We start from the raw sequence: 21,895 nt of genomic DNA on the forward strand, positions 1-21,895 counted from the left end.
CGTCATTTTGCCCATGTTGATTTATGCTTACTTTCCGAGCTTAGCTTGGTCGCCAGCATTGATGATGGAAATTTGCTCCGGTTTGATTAACTGGCGCAAGGCGTCATTGACTTGCGCCAGCGTTAGTGCCGCCACTTTAGCTTCGAAAGCTTGATCGAATTTCATGGTGCGGTTAATCGCCAAATAACTAGCCAGCTGACCTGCCAGTCCCGCGTCTTGCGTGCGGCCGACTTCCTCTGCCTGTTTCCAACCTTTTTTCGCTTCCGTCAATTCAGCTTCGGTAAAGCCTTCTGCCAACGCTTTTTGCACTTCTTCACGTAAGGCGGCTTCGACTTTGCCAGTATTTTGTGGTGCGCTTAAAGCATAGGCTGCCCAGAGTCCTGCAGGGTCTTGAGTTGGTACGTTTAGGAACGAACCAACACCGTAGGACAGGCCTTCCTTTTGACGAATACGATCTGCCAAGCGGCTACGTAAAGCGCCTCCGCCCAGCATGTGATTGGCCATCAGTAAAGCTGGATAAATCGGCGCATCGTCTTTGATCGCGACGGGATGAACCGCGAGCAAGAAGCTGCTGGCTTTATCTGGTGTGTTCAATGTGATTTTTTCACCTGCCACAGCTTTCATGGTGCGTGCAACACGTTGATAGTTTTGTTTGGCTTTCCAGTTGCCAAATAAAGTGTTTAATTGTGCTTTCAGAGCGACACTATCAAAGTCACCGACCGCAGCTAGACTTGCATTGTCAGCACCAAAGTAGTTCTGATGAAAGGCCTTAATATCGTCTAGTTTCACGGCTTTGCTGGCAATCACTTGTTCAGGCAAAGTATCAATATGCAAGACATGGCCCGCAGGTGTCGCATCTGTCAAGCGTCCCATTGCATTGCTTGCCTGTGCTTGCGGCTCTGGAATCGATTGCTCGATTCTGCCGATCACGGCTAATTTGAATTCTTCGAATTCATTGACAGGGAAACTTGGTTTTTGCAACACGTCAGCAACGAGTTCGAGGGCGGCAGCTAATTTGTCGCGGGTTGCCGTGACATTGACGGTTACGCCTTCGGCGCTGCCTGCGATATTGACCTGCGCATTGAGTTTGTCAAAGCTGTCTTTAATTTCCTGACGTGACAAGCGCTCTGTGCCTTTGTTTAACAAGGCTGCTGTAAATTGCCCGACTTCGGCTTTGCCCTGCAAACTGGCTTCAGTGCCCATGCGTAAACGCAAACTGACGCTGACCGTTGCACCTTTGGTTTTCTTCGGTAAGAAAGCCAGCTTCATGCCATTCGCTAAGCTTGATCTTTGTGTACGTTTTTCGATATTGGCGGGACTAGTATCAAAGGCTTCACCTTGTTCGACAACAGCTTGTCCTTTGTAATCCTTGACCATAGTCAAGACATTAGGCGTGGAGGGAACTTCAGTGCGGTCGGCGGTCTCCGTTGGGATAAATTTACCTAGGGTGCGATTACTCGACTTTAAGTATTTTTCGGCGGCCGCTTGTACTTCTTTCAATGTCATTTTTTCGATCTGATCGCGCTCAATAAAGAACAAACGCCAGTCGCCTGCTGCCATGGATTCCGTCAATGCGATGGTCAATTGCGCGGTATCGTTCAAAGCTAATTGAATTTGCTTGCGCGCCGCTTGTTTGGCTCTATCCAATTCTTCTTGCGTAATTGGTGAGCTCTTTAAACTTTCCAAAGTGGTGAGCAATGCGTCTTGCGCGGCATCTAGCTTATTTTCTTTCGGTACGATGGCGCCAAAGATGCCATAGCTAGGTTCGAGATTGCTGACGGTATTGTAGTTAATGGCTGTCGCGAGTTTGGTTTCTACCAAAGCTTTGTGCAGGCGGCCGCTTGGCGCACTCGTGAGAATATTAGCGACTAAACCTAAGGCAGCCGAATCAATATGCGCGGATGGTGCCATGTGATAACCCGCGCCAACAAATTGCGTGCCACCAGTGCGGCGTACGGTGACGGCGCGTTCACCATCTTGCGTTGGTTCAGTAGTGTATGTCGGATCAATCGTACGGTTAGGTTTAGGAATGCGGCCAAATAAGTCATTGACTTGCTTGAGAATTTTGGCGTCATCAAACTTACCGGCGATCATCAAAATCGCATTGTCTGGTTGGTAGTATTTTTTGTAAAAAGCACGTAGGCGAGGGATGTTGACTTGCTCAATATCGGAGCGCGCACCGATGGTGGATTTGCCATAATTGTGCCAGTCATACGCGACCGCTTGAATCCGTTCGGTGGTCACGCCGATAGGATCACTTTCACCAATCTCAAATTCATTGCGAACGACGGTCATCTCGCCTTTTTGCGTTTTTGGATTCCACAAATCATTTTGATCAATGGCCGCGTTGATCATACGATCTGCTTCCATTGCCAGCATTTGTTTCAGGTTGTCTTCGTTGGCAGGAAAGGTGGCGTAGTAATTGGTACGGTCATACCAAGTTGTGCCATTAAATTCTGCGCCAGTCGCATTCAAAACTTCAACGGGTGACTTGGTACCTTTTTTGATGCCGAAGTTGGCGCTAGGCTTAAATAAGAGATGCTCTAGCAAATGCGCCATACCAGTTTCACCGTAATTTTCGTGACGTGAACCGACCATGTAGATCAAATTTGTCGTCAATGTTGGCTTACTCGCATCTGGAAATAAAACCACGCGCATACCGTTGCCGAGTCGATATTCGGTAATGCCTTCAACCGAGGTGACTTTGACTGGCGCGCTGATTTGTTTTGATTTAGTGGCGCTGATCGGCGTTGTGGTTGTGTCAGTTGCTGTGGCAGAAAATGCGATGCCAGGCGTCAAAATACCGGCACTCAACATAAGTAAGGTGATTAATTTCACGGAAAATCCTTAAAAAATACAACGAGGCGAACAACATAGTGGATTCGCTAATTATTTGCAATTAGCTAAAAGTAATAATGATAACTTTTGTCGGCAATGGTGACGTTTAATTCGGTATATTGCCATTTATGCTTGGATAATTTCTCAAAGTGTGAATAAAAATATTTTTGAATTAGTTATGCTTGTTGGCTTCATTCATCCGCAAACAGTGACGCCTGAGTTGTTACTGCCGTTTGTTGTGCTTTAGCTTTGCGTTGAGGCACTTCTGCAGGTCTTGCCCACATTTTTTCGGATGGATAAAGTTGAAGGAAGGCGCGTGCCATTTCTGGATTGCAGCAACTTAACCACTCGTCGTAATCTTGTTCCGGCAAGATGACCAGCGAGCGTTTTTCTTCACCCGGTTTGTGGAAGCGCTTCATCAAGGGATGATCATCCGCATTGATCGTGATCTGTGTGAAGGAAAAACTTTGTTGACCGTCGGGCTCATCCCAACTTCGATACAGACCTGCAACGGCAAAATCGCTGCTGTCATGCAAGCCGATTTGCCAGCGTTCGGCCTTGCCATTCTCGTAGTTGGGTTCGAAAAAATCTTGCAAGGGAATCAGACACAATTGGCCTTCGCGCCAAGGTTTGGCATAGCTACGTAATTCCCCTAGGGTTTCAGCGCGCGCATTCATGGTGCTAAAGCGTTTTACACCGGGGGCGATTTTCGCCTTTGGGATCATGCTGTAATTACCCAATAGGGCGCGACGACGCTTTAGATCATCGTGGGTAATGAATGGTGCTGCGTAGTCTTGCCAGGTTTCAGGTCGCCATTCTTCGCCAGTTTGGTCGACGGCATTAAATTTTGCCGTGATCTGATCTTTACGAGTGGGGGTGTAATTAACGCACATAGGATGTTGATCGTGTTGATGAGTCGGCTCTATTGTCGCAAAAAAATGCGACCAGAGCGAATGCCTTTCAGAAAAAACAGAACATGGTGTGTGAAGGCAAGGATGAGGGATTGTCAGATTTGTTGAACGATATTTAAAAATATAACGAACGCCATTTCTTTACCAAATCGTCGTATGAAATGGCGGTGTAGTTTCTGAACTACCCTCACCCTAACCCTCTCCCGCATGCGGGAGAGGGAATATTTACACCCACCACTTATCGTTCTATTTCAAGTCCATTCATGCATTGCCATCGTGTAAGTCAGTCGCTATCAGCGTTTCCCGAATATACAAAATTTCACTCCCGACACTAGTGTCCCTCCGCACTGAATGTACGCGGCAGAATACGAGTCGCCACGCCATCGCCGAGTAAGGAATCAACTTCTGTTATCAAGACGTGCATTTAGTCGTCGTCTGTTTTTCTTTTAGCTTGATCGGCTGCGCTGATTTGATCGCTGCGTTGGGTTTGCTGAGCTGTCGGCGCTTGTTGCCATTGCCAAACCCAAAAAGCGATTACCGCCAACAGTATAACAAGCGCGACACTGCGCCAAGTTGATGCGATGGCGGCACTGGCGATACGACGTTTTTTTCCGGTAATCATGGCTAGTGGTAGATTGTCTTTGTGCAAGTGGCTGGAAATAAGAACCGCAGCGATGTGAATAAACACGATGGCAAGCATGGCATTCGCAAGCAATTCATGGACTTCTTCGATCCACTCGCCGCCCAGATCGTTATACAGGGCGTAACCCGAGACGCTAATCGCTGCACCCAAGCCTAACAGTAAGAGGACGGCAATGGCACCAGCCGGATTGTGTCCTGTGAAATGTTCAGGTGATTTTGTCATGAGACTGCGTAAATACTGAAACACGGCGCTCGGGCTACGGACAAATTCAGAGAAGCGTGCATAGCGAGTGCCGATCACACCCCAAATAACACGGAAAGCGATTAAGCCACCCATGGTATAGCCCAGCGTTACGTGGAGCAGACGCCAGCTTTCGCTTTCGGCGGTCAGGTAAGCGCCTGTGAAACAGAGCGCAATTAACCAGTGGATTAGACGTACGGGTAGATCCCATACTTTGACATAGTCGGGTTTACTGTGACTGGCGAGTTCTGCGTGTGAAGTTGTAGTCTGCTGACTAGCATCACTAGCACTAGCGGGGGATGTGGACACGGTGTTCATTGAAATCTCCTAAATTTGCTTGTTGATGACAGGCTATGCAATTGGATGGACTTTTGACTGCTGCTAGCTTCCAGGTCTGAGCTGATACGTCGTCATGCTTGTGGATAAACCAAGCGGAATTGGTGATCCTATGTTGCGGCACGTCTGCGGTGACGTCGGTGAATCGTTCGGGACTAAAGGCTGGTGCTAGCGGTGTAATACTTTTCCCGGTCAAGGCATGTTTGACGGCTTGGGTAGGTGGATTGCCATGACATGAGTCGCACCACCAATCACGGCCATGATTGGTGGTGAATAAAACCCGTCCGCGATCGGGCGAGACCGTCTGTTTAGACTGAGCTTCATATTGTTTGAGAATGCTCTGCGGTGTTTCTGCTTGTGCCGTTGCCGAGATTGCGAGACCGCACATCAGCGCGAAGCTGAGGGAGCAATGCAATATTGGTTTGGTGAATTTATTGGGAAATAGGATCTGATTCATAGCGCCTCCTTGTGTGACATCTTGGCTTATGAATCTTAAATTTGGCTTAAGGCTTGCTAGGCTCTTGCGTCAACCATGCGCTTTCTAAAGATAAAGTGGTAGAAGTTTGATCTGTATCAGTCCTGTGTGCGTTATTTAAGCTGGGGACGTTTTTGCTACGATGCCTAATTCCGTCACGATCTCGCCAAGAGGCAGGTCAAATTTCTCAGCGGCGAACTCAGTCAGGGCTAATTGATAGGCAACACCGATACTGTTCACGGCGTTTAACGCAGCGAGGGTGCGATCATAAAATCCGCCACCATAGCCCAATCGGTAGCATTGCTGATTAAACCCGACGCAGGGAATGATCAGTAAATCTGGCACTACTGTTTGTTCGCGTTGCTGCGGGATTGGAATCCCGTAGTCATCTTGATCCATTGCATCATCGGGTGCCCAGGCGACGAATTTCAGTGCTTTAGATTTTGATACCACGATCGGCAGGGCGAGCTGGTAGCCCTCATTGTGCAATTGTCGAAAACAATGTTGTAAGTCAGGCTCTTGTTGGATCGGCCAGTAGACGCCAATCAGTCGTGGAGCTAGTTGATGAATTCTTTGCCTTAATGTATCCGTAATTTGAAGATCCCATTCTTGCTTGCTTGTTAATGGAATATCGCGACGTAGTTGCCGTAAATGCTGCCGTAGCTGCGAACGGGAGGGAGCGGTGACTGGCATTTGTTCTTTTACGCTATCTGGTGGCTGTGTCATACTGTCAAAAATTGGTTAATCAGTTAATGAAACGCATCTGTATCTAATGTATCAGTTAATGAAACGCATCTGTATCTAATGTACATGTTAACCGAGACCTCGTGGTTTTAAAGGAATTTGCTTGAAAATGTCAGAACAAAAATTGGTAGGCAGATCAAATCGTCTGTTGATGTCGGGCGTCATGGCGCTATTGTCCTTGAGTTTAACGACGCCGCAATTGGCACAGGCCGAATATTCGCGCGAGCTTGCTGCATCGCTGGCATTTGACCCCGTACCTGGTGTCATTAATGATGACGATCGGTTTATGGCGCTGCGAGACGCGGCCATTCACGATGACGCCAAAGCGGCGCAGATGCATGCATCACAGTTGGGCCAATATGCGATTCCCTCGTATGTGGATTACTATGTTTTACGAACCCGCATACGTTCCGTATCGGCTGCTGAAATTCAAGATTTTTTTAGAAAATATGCAGGCAGTGCGATCGCGGATCGATTGCGCAATGATTGGTTGTTGGTATTAGGGTTTCGCGGAGATTGGGCTAATTTCGACCAGCAATTGCCCTTGTATGTGGTCAATGATGATAGCCAAGTAAAATGCTATGCGCTGTTATCCAAGGTCGTAAAACAGCAGCGCGTGGCCGCTGACGCACGAGCTTTGATCACCTCGCCTAAACAATACGGCGATGGCTGCTACCAATTAATCAATGCCCTGTACGATCAGGGACAATTCACGGATGCTGATATCTGGGCGCAAATGCGTATTGCCGCCGAGGCTTCAGCCATGCCGCTCGCCAAACGTTTAGGGAAAATGCTCAATATCCCCGAAAAACGTTTGATCGAGGCTATGGATAAGCCGAATAATTTATTCAAAAAAGAACCTGCCAATGATCGCCTCAGCCGCGAGTTATTTTTATTAGCTTTAGGTCGCGCAGCCAAGACCGATCCAGAAAAATCGGTCGCCGCCTTGCAAAAATTCGCAGGAAAACTAAGCGCAGCCGAAAAGACGCAAGCCTGGGCTAATATTGCCTTACCAGCCTCTCAGAAGTTACAAGCAGAAGCACTAGGGTATTGGAAACATGCGGACGGCGCCAGCTTGACTCTGGATGGCTATCAATGGCGAGTTCGTATGGCATTGCGCGAGGGCGATTGGAAGATGGTGAAATCGTCGATTGCAGCGATGCCAGTCAGTTTAAAGAATCAGCCTGCTTGGGTGTATTGGCACGGTCGCGCTCTGCAACAAGAGGGTAAAAAAGAAGAGGCGCAGTCGATTTTTGCCAGCATTTCAGATCAGATGCATTTTTATGGGCAGCTCGCTTTGGAGGAACGCGGACAAAAAATAGGTGTGCCTCTGTCAATCAAGCCAGTAACACCAGAGGAATTGGCACCCATTGCCCAAAACCCTAATTTGCAACGCGCCTTAAAATTCTATGCGATGAATTTACGTTTCGAAGGCACTCGCGAGTGGAATTGGGCTTTACGTAGTATGAACGAACGCGAATTATTGGCGGCAGCCGAGTTTGCAAGACAAAACGAATTACTCGATCGCATGGTCAATACCTCCGATAAGACCAAGTCTGATGTCGATTTTAATCAACGTTTTCCAACGCCGTTTAACGACAGTATGTATAAAGCGACTCAGGCTGTCGGCGTCGATATGGCTTGGGTATATGGATTGATACGACAAGAGTCTCGTTTTGCTACAGCGGCTAAATCCCATGTTGGTGCATCCGGTTTGATGCAGGTTATGCCTCAGACTGCCAAGTGGGTAGCAAAGAAAATCGGCTTGTCGAATTATGTGCCGCATCAAGTCAATGAAGTGGAAACCAACATCGCATTAGGGACAAATTATCTCAATATGGTACTGACTGATTTAGGCGGCTCGCAAGCCTTGGCGTCGGCAGCCTATAACGCCGGACCTGGACGACCACGCGCTTGGCGCTCGACCCTGACGCGACCCGTCGAAGGCGCGATATTTGCGGAGACGATTCCCTTTTTAGAGACCCGTGATTATGTTAAAAATGTATTGTCCAACGCCACCTATTACGCTGCGATTTTTGAAAAAAAACCACAATCCTTGAAAGCCCGTTTGGGTACGGTTGTACCAAAGGGAATGAGTGCTGACGAACCGGAATATCAGTAGGAGTAGCTATGCAAACGAATGAAACGAATCTCGATCTGCAAACGACCTTAGCGCCTTTGCACAATGCCATGCGTAAGAGTAATTACAGATTGGTGATTGGTAACAAGAATTACTCTTCTTGGTCGATGCGTCCGTGGTTAGTCATGAAGAGCTTTGGGATCCCATTTGAGGAAATTAAAGTCCTGTTGGACAGACCTGATACCACCCAAAAAATATCTGAATATTCTTTGTCTGGAAGAGTGCCGGTGTTGTTGGGTGATGATCTGGTGATCTGGGATTCACTGGCAATTTGTGAATATCTGGCCGAGCGTTTTCCGACTTATCACTTGTGGCCAGAAAATGTGGGAGCACGTGCGGCAGCGCGCAGTGTTTGTGCAGAAATGCATGCAGGTTTTAGTGCATTACGCACGGCGATGCCGATGAATATTCGTGCACGATTTCCTGGCAAAGGACGTACTGCTGGTTCACAAGCGGATATCGGTCGCATCAGCGAAATCTGGGAAGATTGTTTGTCAACTTATGGCGCGCATCGTTTTCTGTTTGGTGATTTTTCGATTGCCGATGCTTTTTTTGCGCCTGTCGTGATGCGCTTTAAAAGCTATGGTGTGTCATTGGCGCCAGCCTTGCAGGCGTATTGTGAGCGGATTGAAGCTCATCCTGCTGTGACGCAATGGGTACTTGGCGCTTTGGATGAAAAAGATGATTTACCCAAATATGATTTTCCTTAACTGGCGATCAGACGCGCGATGAAAACCTATGTTGTTGGTGGTGCCGTTCGCGATGCGCTTTTAGGTTTGCCTGTACAAGACCGCGATCACGTGGTGATCGGCGCTACGCCAGAACAAATGTTGGCACAGGGATTCACGCCAGTTGGCAAAGATTTTCCTGTGTTCTTGCATCCTAAAACACACGAAGAATATGCCTTAGCGCGTACCGAACGGAAAACCGCTGCCGGTTATAAAGGCTTTGTGTTTCACACGGATCCCGAAGTCACGTTAGAACAAGATTTAGTGCGACGGGATCTCACGATCAACGCGATCGCACGTGATGAACACGGCGTGTTGACTGATCCGTTTAATGGTCGCGCCGATTTGGAAAAGGGAATTTTTCGTCACGTCTCCGCAGCCTTCGAGGAAGATCCAGTCAGAATTTTGCGCTTAGCACGATTTGCCGCGCGCTTCTCAGTCGCCCCGCATGCCTTTGTCGTTGCGCCTGAAACCATGGCGTTAATGAAATCCATGGTGCAAGCAGGCGAGGTTGATGCCCTGGTTGCCGAGCGCGTGTGGCAAGAAATCTCACGTGGCTTGATGGAACAAAAACCGTCGCGCATGTTTGAAGTCTTGCGTGAATGCGGTGCTTTAGAGCGCTTAATGCCAGAATTGAATGCCTTGTGGGGCGTGCCGCAACCACCCAAATTTCATCCCGAAATCGATACCGGCGTGCATATCATGTTAGTGGTCGATTACGCGGCGCAACAAGGGTTTTCTCTGCCGATACGGTTTGCTGCACTACTGCACGATTTGGGAAAAGGAACCACCGATCCTGCCACCTGGCCGCGACATCATGGGCACGAGGAGCGTGGTATCACATTGGTCAAAAATTTGTGTGAACGCTTAAAAGTACCAAGCGATTGCCGCGATTTAGCCATCATGACTGCGCGTGATCATGGCAACGTGGGACGCAGCCGTGAAATGCGTGCAGCAACCTTGCAAGACATGTTGGAACGCAACGATGCCTTCCGCAAACCACAGCGATTTTTAGACATGCTCAAGGCGTCCGAATGTGATTGCTTTGGACGATCTGGTTTGGAAAATATTCAATTTCCACAAGTGAGTTTTCTCACGTCAGTACTCAATGCAGCGTTGTCAGTCAATGCTGGTGAGGTCGCGCAAAAATTCTTAGGACAGCCGCAAAAAATTGCTGAGGCAATTCGGATCGCCCGTATTGACGCGATCCGACTAGTCACCCAAGACAAGCTGCAAGCCGAAATTAGCGCACTGTAATAATCTCGTCATATCCTGTCACTACAATTCGAACACAAAATAAGAGCGTCACCGTTTGCACCCAGGTGAAGCCAAAAGATTGATGTTCAATTCCAGATGATAGAGAAAATGATGTTACACAAAACCCTCAAACTTACGCTTGCCTCGATGTTTTTTTGCGGTGCTGCTGCCAGCGCCGATTATCGGCCGGTGCAAGTGCCAGGCACCAATCTCGCTCCACCAGCTTTGCTGACTGCGGGCATGTTTCGTTTGGAGTCTGAACGCAGTTATAAGTTGAGTTTGCAGATGGCGCTCGGTATCTTGAGCGGACATACTGAAATTGAGCGTTCCCGCTCCCTAGACAATATTAATCGTTTGCGTAAAGACCTCTCGCGTCAAATGCGCTCTGATAAAACAGGTAAAGCTTTTAATCGGGTGAATATCGCACTCAATGATCAAGTCGAATCTCTACCAAGACTCAGCGCCAAGACAGCCGCAGCGATGTATGACGTGAATGAAGATCTGTTGATCAAGATGAACTTTTTGTCTTTCGCCATCGAAGCAGAATCAAACGACACCACGGCGCGTGTAACAGGTTTGGCTTTACGTCAAGCCTCATTGGCGCAACGGATGGCAAAAATCGTTTTACTGCGTTCCATGGATAAAAATATGCAAGCCAAACAGGGTTTGCAAGTTGATTTGGCGCAGTCACGGATTGAATTCGTCAATGGCATGAATTTGCTCGCCGATGAAGCACAAGACGATAAGCCTCTGAAAGAACGTCTCCAATTGGCGCAACAACAGTGGATGTTTTACGAAAAAGCTTTGAGCTCGCCAAGTTTGCGCGCCGAAGATTTGCGCAATATTTCTTCTACTAGTGATCGCATCGCACAAATGATGGTGGAAATCGTGCGCCTCGGCTATGGCTTGCCGCCTGATCCAAGCATTATTGCTGAACGCTAATTGCATCAAACTGATCAAACTGATTAATGTACTGAACCCTTATTTCAGAAATTCCAGGAACCAAGATGAAACCAGCACAACACAAAAAAATTCTCGCTTCAATATCTCTGTTCATGTTGGCAGGCATCTTGGCGGCACAGCCTACTAGAGCACAATCGATCATTAAGATCGATGGATCGAGCACGGTGTTCCCTATCACTGAGGCGGTGTCTGAAAGTTTTCGCGAAAAGAATAGCAGCGTAAAATTTACCATCGGTATCGCTGGTACAGGTGGTGGATTTAAGAAATTCTGCAAAGGTGAAACAGATATCTCTGATGCGTCGCGCCCGATTTTGAAAAAAGAAATGGCGGAGTGCGCAAAAAATGGCATTTACTATTTGGAATTGCCAGTCGCATTCGATGCACTAACCGTGGTGATTAATCCAAAGAACAAATTTCTGAGTAAGATCACCGTCGAAGAACTCAAGAAAATTTGGGAACCAGCAGCGCAAGGTGTGATCACGACTTGGGATCAAGTCAATCCAGCTTGGCCTAAAGCACCGATCAAATTGTACGGCCCAGGCGCAGACTCCGGTACTTTCGATTACTTCACTGAAGCGATTAACGGCAAAGCAAAGTTGAGTCGCACAGACTTCACGACTTCTGAAGATGATAACGTGATCGTGCAAGCGGTTTCTCGTGATGTTAACGCGCTTGGCTATTTGGGCTTTGCCTACTTCTCTGAAAATAGTAAGAAGTTGAAAGCCGCAGCGATCATTGCGAAAGATAGTAAAGCGGCAGTCTTGCCATCGGTGAAAACGGTGTTAGACGCAAGCTATAAACCTTTAGCCCGTCCTTTATTTATCTATGTCAATGCGAAATCAGATGAGCGCCCAGAGGTTCGCGCCTTTGTTGACTATTATCTCAACAACGCTGACGCAATCGCGAAGCAAGTCAAATACATTCCTTTATCGATGAAAGATTATCGCCACACGATGGTCAATTATAAAGTGAAGAAAACTGGCACCGCATTCGGCGGCGAGGCGGAAGTTGGCGTCACAATTGAAGAATTATTGAAACGTGAGCCGAAAAACTAAGCCCTGCTTGCACATCATTGAGTCGTATCTCTCTTTACAAACCGGTCCTATGGCCGGTTTTTTTTGTTTACTGATAAATGGTGGAATCAGTGGAGTAGTGGCAATCGTTGCGCCCAAAAAGCGAAACGTCAATTCCGCGAGAAATGAGAAAAACGATGTCTAATTGTGTGTTTGAATGGACTTTGCCATCAACACCAAACTGACACGCACGCCTGCGTGTTTGTGTAGAAGTTCTTGTTAAATTTCATTTCCACCTGAGGCTCAACTTACGGTGTGATGTTGCGCAATCATGAAGATATAAATTGATACGGCTTTGATATGGAATGCCGATACCTTCTGCAATAGATTTGAAGTAATTAATACTTTCCTCATCAAGTCGGATAGTGATTTTCTTTTTGAGTTGTGAAACATAGGGATTTTTGCTTGCTTTCGAAGAATCGTATTCGTCTCTCATGATTTCGCCTTCGGTAAGTAGCGTCTCGTTTGAACGCCAAGGCACGCTTGGCAAAACGAGCAGATCAATCGATGTCAGGGTCATGTCGGAACTGTAAACCACACAGCGGCGATGATGATCGCCAAGAACACTAAGCCAACCAAGGAGCTCGCGGTCGATCCCAGTGCGTCATTAGCTTCGAAGTGGAAGATTCCGCTGATGGTGTCGCCAATGAAATCACCGACACGTTCTCTGAAAAGGAAACCCAATACGGCGAAAACACCACCCACGTACGTGACCCAGTGACGAAGGATTGGGTCCATGCCCGGACCGTCGTAATTTAAGGAGTGCGCAAGGCCGTAAAGCCACCAGCAGGCAATTCCGACAAGCACCCCAAAAAAGAGCCCGAGGAAGGCGTACGAAATCCTATCAACGATTGCCAATGTGAACTCTCCTGAGGGTTAACGCAAAAGCGAGGTGAGCCGCGAAGAGTTGCTAGCTCGAAGGCGAGGCAGCACTGCGGCTTCACCTTCGACTGTCATGTTATGCATAATCTCAGTATGTGCTACTGCAAAACGAATCACCATATTTTGTACCAAGGTTTCTTTGGAGGCGAAGAAGGGACAGATGACGGTGGCATGCTTGCGTCTGTCGGATAGGGTGCAGTTTTTGTTCCCTCAACAAAACCATAAATAGCAAGCGCCGCGCCTTTTTCGACAGCTAAAACTTTACGACAGTCATGTACAAGAATTGCTGTGGCGATTGATGCGCCAAATGCTGCGTCTTGAAATGAAATAGCGGCTGCTTTGCAATATGCGAGATAAAATGCGGCAAGACGATCATGAGACTCTTTGAAATTTAGTTGAGAGAATTTTCCTGAGGCGTACTCTCGATTGGTATTTTCCTCTTCAATTTGATGACCCAATTGTCTGAGTGTGGCGTACATCCCATTCATTAATTTGGGGCCTTCAATATTTGCTTTATCAGATAAAACAGCAGTCCCTGGTTCAATTTTTTCGTCAAACCCAAAGCTTCTATACATCAGTGAACCAGCCATTCTGGCAACAGACGAGATGAGGGTTTCTGCATGAAGTCCATGCTCGGTAACAAGAAATTTTCTAGCAGTCTCATTAAAAAATTCTGCAGCAGAAGTCATCTTTTTATATTGTTCATCGGTCATTCTATTCCTTTGCATAACGCCACGCTAAACGGCAAGCTTGCGTGCCCGTTTTGAGCAATGAGTTAAACATATACGGCGACCACTCCAAAAATGGTTACTGCAATACCAACTAGTAGCCAGCCAATGATTCTATGATCTTTAACTGTTGATTTCGCAGCCAACCACAATCCAAATCCTATTACGCTGGACGTTCCTGAAAACAAAAGTGTATTTGTCACAGTACCAATAAGGAAAACAATAAGGAGACCGATAAAAATGATTACGTTAGTAGGTGTTAAGTGTTTAGCTAAGTCGATCGAATCAGGGTGAACACCATCAAGTTTAGCGTCGCAATGCGGGCAATAGCAGAATGCCGGCTCAGTTGTCCATTTATTCCAATGATCGTCCACGCGGACATTTTCCAGTTTGTATTCGACGCCACAACTTCCACATCGCTTGAGCAGCAACTTCATGATGTTTAACCTGTTTTCCGCGACCGTTCGTCGAATAAGCCCGACATCGTTCGCATACAAAGTTAAAAAAATAGTCTTGAAACCCTTTTGTAGTAAGGCTCTTCATGAATGTACTAAATATTTAATCAGTATTAAATTTTCTATGAAAACCGTCACTACAATTCCTTCGGCATTCTACCCAGCTTCTGGGGCGTGTCAAGGAAGCGATTCGAATGTTGGAGAAATGCAAGGCGTATCTCTATGCAATCGTGTGGTGCAACTCAAATGCAATTGATTGCCTCGTTGAAGGCAAATACTCAATCTAACTCCATGGCACTGAAAATCGCGTGGGTCAATTGTTTCATGGTAGTAGTTCGTTGTTTGATGTTAGTTGGTACCCACAATGTCAAGCTTGGGGGAGCTAGAACTTGCTTGGGATTTCTTAAAATGAAAATACGTCATTCACAGCCTAGGGCTTCGCATAAGATCTAGCCGCCCCCAACGGGTAAGGCGGTCGTATCTTTAATTTGCTGAAGTGCGAAGCTGGATTTGACGTCTAACACGGCTGGATGTTTCAGTAAGGTCTCCATCATAAAACGGGAAAAATGGTTCATGTCTTCGACTCGAACTCGTAGTAAATAATCCATTTCACCTGTCATGGCATAGCAGGCGACTACCTCAGGCCATTGTTCTACCGAAGCAGCGAAATCGATGCGAGGCGATCTTGAGTTGCCTTTTGCTGGTGTATCGGTGTGTTTTTCTAAACGGACATTGATGTAAGCAAGTAATCCTAAGCCAATTTTTTCGGCCTCAATCAACGCAACGTACTTGCGGATGACGCCAGCATCTTCTAGTCTTTTGATACGGCGCAAGCATGGTGACGGAGACAGATTGACACGTTCGGCAACCTCTTGATTGGTGAGTCGACCATCGGCTTGTAGAATCGCTAAAATCTTGCGATCAATTTTATCGAGTGCTATTTGGGGCATATTCTGCGTTTTATCGATTTAAGTTGGCAATATTATTGCTTAAATAGTCGTTCTTGTGCAGTAATTTGGAATTTTATGGCGTTGTAGAGGCTTTATACTTGCGGATTGATTTGGCGCAAAGAAGCTTTGTTTTGATCAGAGTAAACGAAACATGTTTTTGCGTTTTAGAAAATGACACTTTAACCGGAGATAAGAATGACGATCCAAACTTGGGAAAACCCGATGGGGACAGATGGTTTCGAATTTATCGAATACGCTGCGCCAGAACCAAAAGAACTTGAAAAGCTGTTCATTGAAATGGGCTTCACAGCGATTGCAAAACATCGTACCAAGAACGTCACTTTGTATCGTCAAGGCGACGTGAATTTCATTATCAATGCGGAGCCAAATTCGTTTGCGCAACGCTTTGCTCGCAAACACGGCCCATCCGTTTGTGCATTTGCGATCCGTGTCAAAGATGCGAACCACGCCTATAAACGTGCCTTGGAACTCGGTGCTTGGGGCTTCGATAATCAAACTGGTCCTATGGAATTGAATATTCCAGCGATTAAAGGTATTGGCGATTCTTTAGTGTATTTTGTTGATCGTTGGCAGGGTAAAGATGGTGCCGAGAAAGGTGCTATCGGTAACATCAGTATTTATGACGCTGACTTCGTAGCAATTCCTGGTGTGGATCCAAATCCAAAAGGACATGGTTTAACTTACATCGATCATTTAACGCACAATGTCCATCGTGGTCGCATGGCGGAATGGTCTGATTTCTATGAAACTTTGTTTAACTTCCGCGAAATTCGTTATTTCGATATCGCTGGTAAATTAACCGGCTTGAAATCAAAAGCGATGACGTCACCATGCGGCAAAATTCGTATTCCTATTAACGAGTCTTCTGATGATAAATCGCAAATCTCAGAATACCTGGATCTGTATCATGGCGAAGGTGTACAGCATATTGCGATGGGTACCGACAATGTGTATCAAACCATTATCGATATGAAGGCGGCAGGCGTGAGTTTCCAAGACACGATCGATACTTATTATGATTTGATTGATCGCCGCTTGCCAGGTCATGGCGAGAACGTGGATGAGTTGCGCAAATTGCGTATTTTGGTTGATGGTAAGAGTACTGAAACCACGCGTGAATTGTTATTGCAAATTTTCACGACGACAGTCATTGGCCCTATCTTCTTTGAAGTGATTCAGCGCAAAGGCGATCAAGGCTTTGGTGAAGGTAACTTCCGTGCTTTGTTTGAATCGATTGAATTAGATCAAATTCGTCGTGGTGTATTGAAAGACGATACAACGACAACAGCGTAATTGGTCACGAGCTAATTACAGCGAATAACAAATAAAAAAGCTAACAATACGTTAGCTTTTTTTTGGAGATAACAAGATGGATACCTCAGTTTCGAACGAAGACTTTTTGGCGACAGTTGCCGAGAAGTCGAACGGTGCCGCACTACGCGGTGACTATGAACACATGGATGCGCACTATGTTGTGCAACAAAATTGGGATAACTATACCGAGCAAGAGCATGAGCTCTGGCGCAAATTGTATCAGCGTCAATCAGCCTTGTTGCCTGGACGAGCTTGTGACGAGTTTATTGAAGCTCTGGCGAAGATGGATATTAGTGCAGGAATTCCGGTGTTCGAGAAGACCTCAAAGGAATTGTTTGCCGCAACGGGTTGGACTATCGTCGCTGTACCTGGTTTGATTCCTGAATTAACTTTCTTCGATCATCTCGCGAATCGTCGCTTCCCGGTCACGGTGTGGTTACGCAAACCAGAGGAATTTAATTACATTGTTGAGCCGGATGTATTCCACGACTTCTTTGGTCATGTCCCTCTGTTGTTTAATCCTGTATTCGCGGATTATATGCAGCGTTATGGTCAGGGTGGTTTGAAAGCAATGCGTCTTGGTGGTTTAGATGAGTTGGCGCGTTTGTATTGGTACACCGTGGAATTTGGTTTAATCAATACACCTGCTGGAGTTCGTATTTATGGCGCGGGTATTTTGTCATCCGGTGGTGAAGTTGAGTACTGTCTCACGCGCGGTACGAAGTCGCGTCATATCCGTTTAGACATCGAGCGTTGCTTACGTACTTTATACAAAATTGATTCTTATCAAGAGACCTATTTTGTGATCGATAGTTATCAACAATTGTTTGATGGTACAGCGCCTGATTTCACACCAATTTATGAAAAATTAAAAGGTATGGACGTATTGCCAGCGAATACTTTGCTGGAAGATGAAATTGAATTACTGCCTGGCGCTTGAATTAAATTTAATTTAGAGTAGTTCTAGAAAAAAGCTGCGCAGTGATCGTCATCATTGCGCAGCTTTTTTATTGTCATCTTGCATGGCAAGATCGTGTGATCCACTTTAGTGGTGAGTATCGTGAAATTGCTGCGTATTCTTGTACACACTAGGTTCGCCCTCTGGCCGGGTTTTGAAGCGGCGGTGCGTCCAAAAATATTCGGCGGGCATCTGCAGAATTTCTGATTCAATGTAGGCATTCATAAAGCGGGTAGAGCTGACAATATCTTGATGCGGATAGTCTTCCCAAGCCTTATCAAACTTCACATCCCAGCCGTCGTAACCAGGACGAATGCTAGCGATCACAGGAATGACTTTGGCATGGGTTGCTGCTGCAATCCGTGGCAGTGCGGTTAATGTTGCCGCCGGTACGCCGAAGAAGGAAACAAACTCTGCGTCTTTGGCGCCAAAGTCCATATCAGGTAACATAAAGAAAGGTAGATTTTCTTTCATTGCACGAATGATGGGTTTGACACCTTCGGCGCGCGAGAACAATTTGACTGGTCGAAAACGCGAACGGCCTTTGCGCAAGGCTTTGTCGAAAGTTTTGTTTCTTTGCGTGGTGTAGATTGAGCACAGCGAGGATTCCAGCATCACAGCCACGCCAGCCACATCCAGACTAACGAAATGCGGACACATAAAGATTGTTGGCGAGCTCGTCATTTCTGCCATCGGCATTGCATACTCGACGTGAATCAATTTACGTAAACGGCGTTCTGATGACCACCACAAAATGCCACGCTCGAGCACGCTGCGTACATACACTTGGAAATGGCGTCGTGTGATCTTCTTTCTTTCAGATTCTGGCATTTGCGGAAAACATAAACGCAAATTTGTTAAGCAGATGTGGCGGCGGCGACTTAATATTAAATATAAAAGACTACCAAGTCCTTCACCAATACGCGCCAAGATCGGCAGCGGCAACCAGTGCAGCAGCCACATAATTAATACGGCAAATCTCATGCGTTTTCCTGTGAATTAATGTCGTCTGGTCCGCTTACGCCATCGGGCTTTTTATAGCGGTGATAACTCCAGAAATACTGGCTTGGCGCATTGGCGATGAGTTTTTCCATTGCCTTGTTAATTGCTCGTGCTTGTTGAGCGGCATCGCCGTCGAGTGATTCTGTAAATGGCACAAAGCGTTGTACGAAGCCACGACCAAACGGCAAACGCTCCGCATAGGTCAAGATAATTGGGGCGCCCGTCATTGCGGCTAGTTTTGCCGATAAGGTCATGGTGTAAGCCGGCTTACCGAAAAAATCTGCCCATACACCTTCGCCTTCTTGCGGTACTTGATCCGGTAGTAAACCAATCGCTTCGCCTTTTTTTAAGGCCTTTGCCAACGCACGCACACCAGATAAATTCGCTGGCGCAAGTAACATGCCACTGGATGCCCGAGCATCTTCTAGCAAGGGTTTCAAGGCATCTTTTTTGGGTTGTCGGTATAACACGGTCATTTTGGTGCGCAAGGCAATTGACTTACCCGACAATTCAAAACACCCTAGATGCGGCGTTAAAAAAATCACGCCTTTTTTTGCATCAATTGCAGCTTGGGCGATTTCCCAATTTTCTAAACGAACTTTTGCCGCTAGTCGTTCTGGTTTGCCTAACCAAATCAATGGCAACTCCATAATATTTTTACCCGCTTCGCGTAAAGCAATGCCTAGTTGCTGCTCGTATGAGGCCAATGCCATATTGTTACGCATACGCTTGCGATAAGTCGGTGATGCCGCATATACCAAGTAGCCGAGTACGACTCCGATAAAGTGTAAAACGGGAAGCGGAAAGACCGATAAAAAACGGAACAGACGAATTAGCATGAGTCTGGAAATGATGGTGAATTACTAAAAATGATGGATTCTTTTATATTGATAAACCTCAAAAATCTAAGGCAATTCGACACGAATCCTGTAAGAGGCGTAAAATAGCACAGATTGGCACCTGAATGAAATGATGCAGAGTAATCTGCACTCAGATCTTCGAATAAAAAGGAGCCCCCGCCGAGTTAAATAGACAACTTGCGAAGCGGGTAATAAATTTCGCTAAAGCGTCGCAGGAACTCTTTCTTACTGCGACTTTACGTCACATTTTTATAGGAGCCTGCGATGGCAAATGATTTTCTCTTCACCTCAGAATCTGTTTCTGAAGGTCACCCAGATAAAGTTGCAGATCAAATTTCTGATGCAATTTTGGATGCGATTTTTGACCAAGACCCACGTTCCCGTGTTGCTGCTGAAACCTTAGTCAATACCGGCTTAGTGGTATTGGCAGGTGAGATCACCACGAACGCACATGTTGACTACATTCAAGTTGCGCGCGATACGATTAAGCGTATTGGTTACGACAATACCGAATACGGTATCGATTACAAAGGCTGCGCAGTTTTAGTCGCTTACGACAAACAATCCAATGATATCGCCCAAGGTGTCGATCATGCTTCTGACGATCATCTGAATATTGGCGCTGGTGATCAAGGTTTGATGTTTGGTTATGCATGTGATGAAACGCCAGAGCTCATGCCAGCACCGATTTACTACGCGCATCGCTTAGTAGAGCGTCAAGCGCAATTGCGTAAAGATGGGCGTTTGCCTTTCTTGCGCCCTGATGCAAAAGGTCAGGTCACGATGCGTTATGTTGATGGCAAACCACATAGTATCGATACTGTAGTCTTGTCTACTCAGCACAGCCCAGATCAAAGCGATGGCAATAAGATGAAGCCATCATTTGTGGAAGCGATCGTTGAAGAAATTATCCGCCCGGTATTGCCAGCAGAATGGTTGAAAGATACTAAGTTTCTGATTAACCCGACAGGTCGTTTTGTCGTTGGTGGTCCACAAGGCGACTGCGGTTTGACTGGTCGTAAAATTATTGTTGATACCTACGGCGGCGCTTGTCCACACGGCGGTGGTGCTTTCTCTGGTAAAGATCCTACAAAAGTGGATCGCTCTGCTGCCTATGCTGCACGCTATGTCGCAAAAAATATCGTTGCTGCTGGTTTGGCGAAGCAATGTCAGATTCAAGTTGCGTATGCGATTGGTGTCGCGCGTCCTATGAATGTGACTGTATACACCGAAGGCACAGGCGTGATTCCAGATGATCAGATCGCCGCATTGGTGAACGAGTATTTTGATTTGCGTCCACGTGGCATTATTCAAATGTTAGATTTGTTACGTCCGATCTATCAAAAAACAGCGGCTTACGGTCATTTCGGTCGTGAAGAACCAGAATTCACTTGGGAACGTACCGACAAGGCGCAAATCCTGCGTGCAGCGGCTGGTCTGTAATCATTAGGATTTATCCTTCATGTTGAAACGTCAGTTGGTTTTGTCGAACGTGAAGAAACATCAAGGGAGAGCGATGCGACGATTGAGCGCATCGCTCTTTTTATTTTGTGCATTGATGCATTCGACGGTGCGTGCCGAAGTAGTGCCTGCTACCGTTAAGTTACACCAGTGGTGTAAGCAAGTGACGCCACGCTTGCCTAAAGTATCTTTGAATGAATGCGTACTGAGTAAATTGGCACCCAGTGATGGACGTTCATTCAAGGCCATACCATTGATGACGCGTGATTTTCCAATTGATCCACACATTAAAAAAGTGCGACGTGTCTTGTTGATCGGTGGTATACATGGTGATGAAAAGACGGCGACGGCGGTAGTTTTTAAATGGCTGGCTGCGATGAGTAAATCCGGCGTGCAGGAATTTCAATGGAAAGTTGCGCCTCTCGTGAATCCCGATGGCTTGCTCGCAGCGAAGTCTACGCGTGTGAACGCACGTGGCGTCGATTTAAATCGTAATTTTCCAACCCCGGATTGGGATAAAGAAGCATTGCAATATTGGGCGAAAAAAACCAAAAGCGATCCACGGCGCTTCCCAGGAAAGAAACCAATTTCTGAGCCAGAAAGTAAATGGATTCACGATACGATTAAATCCTTTCAACCCGATGTCATCATCTCCGTGCATGCACCATTTGGTGTGCTTGATCTAGATGGTCCGGCGCAACCGCCAACGCGCTTTGGACGTCTGCATTTCAATCGGGTAGGCGTGTATCCTGGCTCCCTCGGAAATTACAGCGGCATGCATCAAGACATTCCGGTGCTAACGATAGAGCTGCCGCACGCTTTAGTAATGCCAAGTCCAAGTGAAATCGCCCGTATTTGGCAAGATATGCAAATTTGGATACGTCAACATATCTCCGCACGTAAGAACTGATTGAGT

Annotated in this window: 21 protein-coding genes; 9 read left to right on the plus strand and 12 right to left on the minus strand. The window is 46.6% G+C overall.

The window, feature by feature from the left end; translation table 11 throughout:
* Positions 1–27: 27 nt before the first annotated feature.
* From H8K52_RS12945 to H8K52_RS12965, 5 genes are all read right to left on the minus strand, one after another.
* Positions 28–2,838: an insulinase family protein gene (locus H8K52_RS12945; protein ID WP_186923326.1), complete on the minus strand. Its 2,811-nt coding sequence runs from the start codon at positions 2,836–2,838 to the stop codon at positions 28–30.
* Positions 2,839–3,029: 191 nt separating this feature from the next.
* Positions 3,030–3,731, minus strand: a complete 702-nt coding sequence (locus tag H8K52_RS12950) for an SOS response-associated peptidase (RefSeq protein WP_186923327.1) — start codon at positions 3,729–3,731, stop codon at positions 3,030–3,032.
* A gap of 442 nt (positions 3,732–4,173) precedes the next feature.
* Positions 4,174–4,950, minus strand: coding sequence for a cytochrome b/b6 domain-containing protein (locus H8K52_RS12955; protein ID WP_186923328.1), 777 nt, complete (start codon positions 4,948–4,950; stop codon positions 4,174–4,176).
* Complete coding sequence (locus H8K52_RS12960) at positions 4,922–5,425, minus strand: DUF1924 domain-containing protein (protein ID WP_222613775.1); 504 nt, start codon at positions 5,423–5,425, stop codon at positions 4,922–4,924. Before H8K52_RS12960 ends, H8K52_RS12955 begins: the two co-directional genes overlap by 29 nt.
* Before the next feature lie 135 nt (positions 5,426–5,560).
* Complete coding sequence (locus tag H8K52_RS12965; protein ID WP_186923329.1) at positions 5,561–6,169, minus strand: 5-formyltetrahydrofolate cyclo-ligase; 609 nt, start codon at positions 6,167–6,169, stop codon at positions 5,561–5,563.
* A gap of 127 nt (positions 6,170–6,296) precedes the next feature.
* Here H8K52_RS12965 and H8K52_RS12970 point away from each other — a divergent pair, with 127 nt between their 5' ends.
* The 5 genes from H8K52_RS12970 (at position 6,297) to H8K52_RS12990 (ending at position 12,330) form a co-directional block, all read left to right on the plus strand.
* Complete coding sequence (locus tag H8K52_RS12970; protein ID WP_246464510.1) at positions 6,297–8,309, plus strand: lytic transglycosylase domain-containing protein; 2,013 nt, start codon at positions 6,297–6,299, stop codon at positions 8,307–8,309.
* Positions 8,310–8,317: 8 nt separating this feature from the next.
* A complete protein-coding gene (locus H8K52_RS12975; RefSeq protein ID WP_186923330.1) occupies positions 8,318–9,037 on the plus strand; it encodes a glutathione S-transferase family protein in 720 nt (239 codons plus the stop codon).
* A gap of 18 nt (positions 9,038–9,055) precedes the next feature.
* Positions 9,056–10,312 carry a multifunctional CCA addition/repair protein gene (locus H8K52_RS12980; RefSeq protein WP_186923331.1) on the plus strand — a complete coding sequence of 419 codons (1,257 nt, stop codon included), beginning with the start codon at positions 9,056–9,058 and terminating at the stop codon, positions 10,310–10,312.
* Between the two features lie 111 nt (positions 10,313–10,423).
* Positions 10,424–11,254 (plus strand): hypothetical protein, encoded by an 831-nt coding sequence (locus H8K52_RS12985; protein ID WP_186923332.1) that lies wholly within the window; start codon positions 10,424–10,426, stop codon positions 11,252–11,254.
* Between the two features lie 65 nt (positions 11,255–11,319).
* A complete protein-coding gene (locus tag H8K52_RS12990; RefSeq protein ID WP_246464512.1) occupies positions 11,320–12,330 on the plus strand; it encodes a PstS family phosphate ABC transporter substrate-binding protein in 1,011 nt (336 codons plus the stop codon).
* 244 nt (positions 12,331–12,574) lie between these two features.
* Here the strand turns inward: H8K52_RS12990 and H8K52_RS12995 are convergent, their stop codons facing one another.
* The 5 genes from H8K52_RS12995 to H8K52_RS13015 form a co-directional block, all read right to left on the minus strand.
* Positions 12,575–12,868 carry a BrnA antitoxin family protein gene (locus tag H8K52_RS12995; RefSeq protein ID WP_246464514.1) on the minus strand — a complete coding sequence of 98 codons (294 nt, stop codon included), beginning with the start codon at positions 12,866–12,868 and terminating at the stop codon, positions 12,575–12,577.
* Positions 12,865–13,086 (minus strand): hypothetical protein, encoded by a 222-nt coding sequence (locus H8K52_RS13000; RefSeq protein WP_186923333.1) that lies wholly within the window; start codon positions 13,084–13,086, stop codon positions 12,865–12,867. Before H8K52_RS13000 ends, H8K52_RS12995 begins: the two co-directional genes overlap by 4 nt.
* A 257-nt stretch (positions 13,087–13,343) precedes the next feature.
* On the minus strand, positions 13,344–13,943 hold the full coding sequence (locus tag H8K52_RS13005; protein ID WP_186923334.1) for a hypothetical protein: 600 nt from the start codon (positions 13,941–13,943) through the stop codon (positions 13,344–13,346).
* Between the two features lie 62 nt (positions 13,944–14,005).
* Positions 14,006–14,395 (minus strand): hypothetical protein, encoded by a 390-nt coding sequence (locus H8K52_RS13010; RefSeq protein WP_186923335.1) that lies wholly within the window; start codon positions 14,393–14,395, stop codon positions 14,006–14,008.
* A 467-nt stretch (positions 14,396–14,862) separates the two neighbouring features.
* Positions 14,863–15,363: an Lrp/AsnC family transcriptional regulator gene (locus H8K52_RS13015; RefSeq protein WP_186923336.1), complete on the minus strand. Its 501-nt coding sequence runs from the start codon at positions 15,361–15,363 to the stop codon at positions 14,863–14,865.
* A 195-nt stretch (positions 15,364–15,558) separates the two neighbouring features.
* On the opposite strand from H8K52_RS13015, the gene hppD reads away from it, so the two are divergent.
* Complete coding sequence (gene hppD, locus H8K52_RS13020; protein WP_186923337.1) at positions 15,559–16,677, plus strand: 4-hydroxyphenylpyruvate dioxygenase; 1,119 nt, start codon at positions 15,559–15,561, stop codon at positions 16,675–16,677.
* Positions 16,678–16,753: 76 nt separating this feature from the next.
* The gene (phhA, locus tag H8K52_RS13025; protein WP_186923338.1) at positions 16,754–17,638 is read left to right on the plus strand and encodes a phenylalanine 4-monooxygenase; all 885 of its coding nucleotides are present in this window, start codon (positions 16,754–16,756) and stop codon (positions 17,636–17,638) included.
* 105 nt (positions 17,639–17,743) lie between these two features.
* Here the strand turns inward: phhA and H8K52_RS13030 are convergent, their stop codons facing one another.
* Positions 17,744–18,640, minus strand: coding sequence for an LpxL/LpxP family acyltransferase (locus H8K52_RS13030; protein ID WP_186923339.1), 897 nt, complete (start codon positions 18,638–18,640; stop codon positions 17,744–17,746).
* Positions 18,637–19,497, minus strand: coding sequence for a lysophospholipid acyltransferase family protein (locus H8K52_RS13035; protein ID WP_186923340.1), 861 nt, complete (start codon positions 19,495–19,497; stop codon positions 18,637–18,639). The genes H8K52_RS13030 and H8K52_RS13035 overlap by 4 nt, the downstream gene beginning before the upstream one ends.
* A gap of 285 nt (positions 19,498–19,782) precedes the next feature.
* Here H8K52_RS13035 and metK point away from each other — a divergent pair, with 285 nt between their 5' ends.
* On the plus strand, positions 19,783–20,961 hold the full coding sequence (gene metK / locus H8K52_RS13040; protein ID WP_186923341.1) for a methionine adenosyltransferase: 1,179 nt from the start codon (positions 19,783–19,785) through the stop codon (positions 20,959–20,961).
* Positions 20,962–20,980: 19 nt separating this feature from the next.
* Positions 20,981–21,889, plus strand: a complete 909-nt coding sequence (locus H8K52_RS13045; protein ID WP_246464516.1) for a M14 family zinc carboxypeptidase — start codon at positions 20,981–20,983, stop codon at positions 21,887–21,889.
* The last annotated feature ends 6 nt before the right edge of the window (positions 21,890–21,895 follow it).

Origin of the sequence: Affinundibacterium seohonense (assembly GCF_014284305.1) — a bacterium.
Taxonomy (GTDB): domain Bacteria; phylum Pseudomonadota; class Gammaproteobacteria; order Burkholderiales; family Burkholderiaceae_D; genus Undibacterium; species Undibacterium seohonense.

Coding starts and splice junctions, on each gene's coding strand:
- H8K52_RS12950 (WP_186923327.1), bottom strand. CDS start 3,731: ATGTGCGTTAATTACACCCCCACTCGTAAAGATCAGATCACGGCAAAA.
- H8K52_RS12955 (WP_186923328.1), bottom strand. CDS start 4,950: ATGAACACCGTGTCCACATCCCCCGCTAGTGCTAGTGATGCTAGTCAG.
- H8K52_RS12960 (WP_222613775.1), bottom strand. CDS start 5,425: ATGAATCAGATCCTATTTCCCAATAAATTCACCAAACCAATATTGCAT.
- H8K52_RS12965 (WP_186923329.1), bottom strand. CDS start 6,169: ATGACACAGCCACCAGATAGCGTAAAAGAACAAATGCCAGTCACCGCT.
- H8K52_RS12970 (WP_246464510.1), top strand. CDS start 6,297: ATGTCAGAACAAAAATTGGTAGGCAGATCAAATCGTCTGTTGATGTCG.
- H8K52_RS12975 (WP_186923330.1), top strand. CDS start 8,318: ATGCAAACGAATGAAACGAATCTCGATCTGCAAACGACCTTAGCGCCT.
- H8K52_RS12980 (WP_186923331.1), top strand. CDS start 9,056: ATGAAAACCTATGTTGTTGGTGGTGCCGTTCGCGATGCGCTTTTAGGT.
- H8K52_RS12985 (WP_186923332.1), top strand. CDS start 10,424: ATGTTACACAAAACCCTCAAACTTACGCTTGCCTCGATGTTTTTTTGC.
- H8K52_RS12990 (WP_246464512.1), top strand. CDS start 11,320: ATGAAACCAGCACAACACAAAAAAATTCTCGCTTCAATATCTCTGTTC.
- H8K52_RS12995 (WP_246464514.1), bottom strand. CDS start 12,868: ATGACCCTGACATCGATTGATCTGCTCGTTTTGCCAAGCGTGCCTTGG.
- H8K52_RS13000 (WP_186923333.1), bottom strand. CDS start 13,086: ATGGACCCAATCCTTCGTCACTGGGTCACGTACGTGGGTGGTGTTTTC.
- H8K52_RS13005 (WP_186923334.1), bottom strand. CDS start 13,943: ATGACCGATGAACAATATAAAAAGATGACTTCTGCTGCAGAATTTTTT.
- H8K52_RS13010 (WP_186923335.1), bottom strand. CDS start 14,395: ATGAAGTTGCTGCTCAAGCGATGTGGAAGTTGTGGCGTCGAATACAAA.
- H8K52_RS13015 (WP_186923336.1), bottom strand. CDS start 15,363: ATGCCCCAAATAGCACTCGATAAAATTGATCGCAAGATTTTAGCGATT.
- hppD (WP_186923337.1), top strand. CDS start 15,559: ATGACGATCCAAACTTGGGAAAACCCGATGGGGACAGATGGTTTCGAA.
- phhA (WP_186923338.1), top strand. CDS start 16,754: ATGGATACCTCAGTTTCGAACGAAGACTTTTTGGCGACAGTTGCCGAG.
- H8K52_RS13030 (WP_186923339.1), bottom strand. CDS start 18,640: ATGAGATTTGCCGTATTAATTATGTGGCTGCTGCACTGGTTGCCGCTG.
- H8K52_RS13035 (WP_186923340.1), bottom strand. CDS start 19,497: ATGCTAATTCGTCTGTTCCGTTTTTTATCGGTCTTTCCGCTTCCCGTT.
- metK (WP_186923341.1), top strand. CDS start 19,783: ATGGCAAATGATTTTCTCTTCACCTCAGAATCTGTTTCTGAAGGTCAC.
- H8K52_RS13045 (WP_246464516.1), top strand. CDS start 20,981: ATGTTGAAACGTCAGTTGGTTTTGTCGAACGTGAAGAAACATCAAGGG.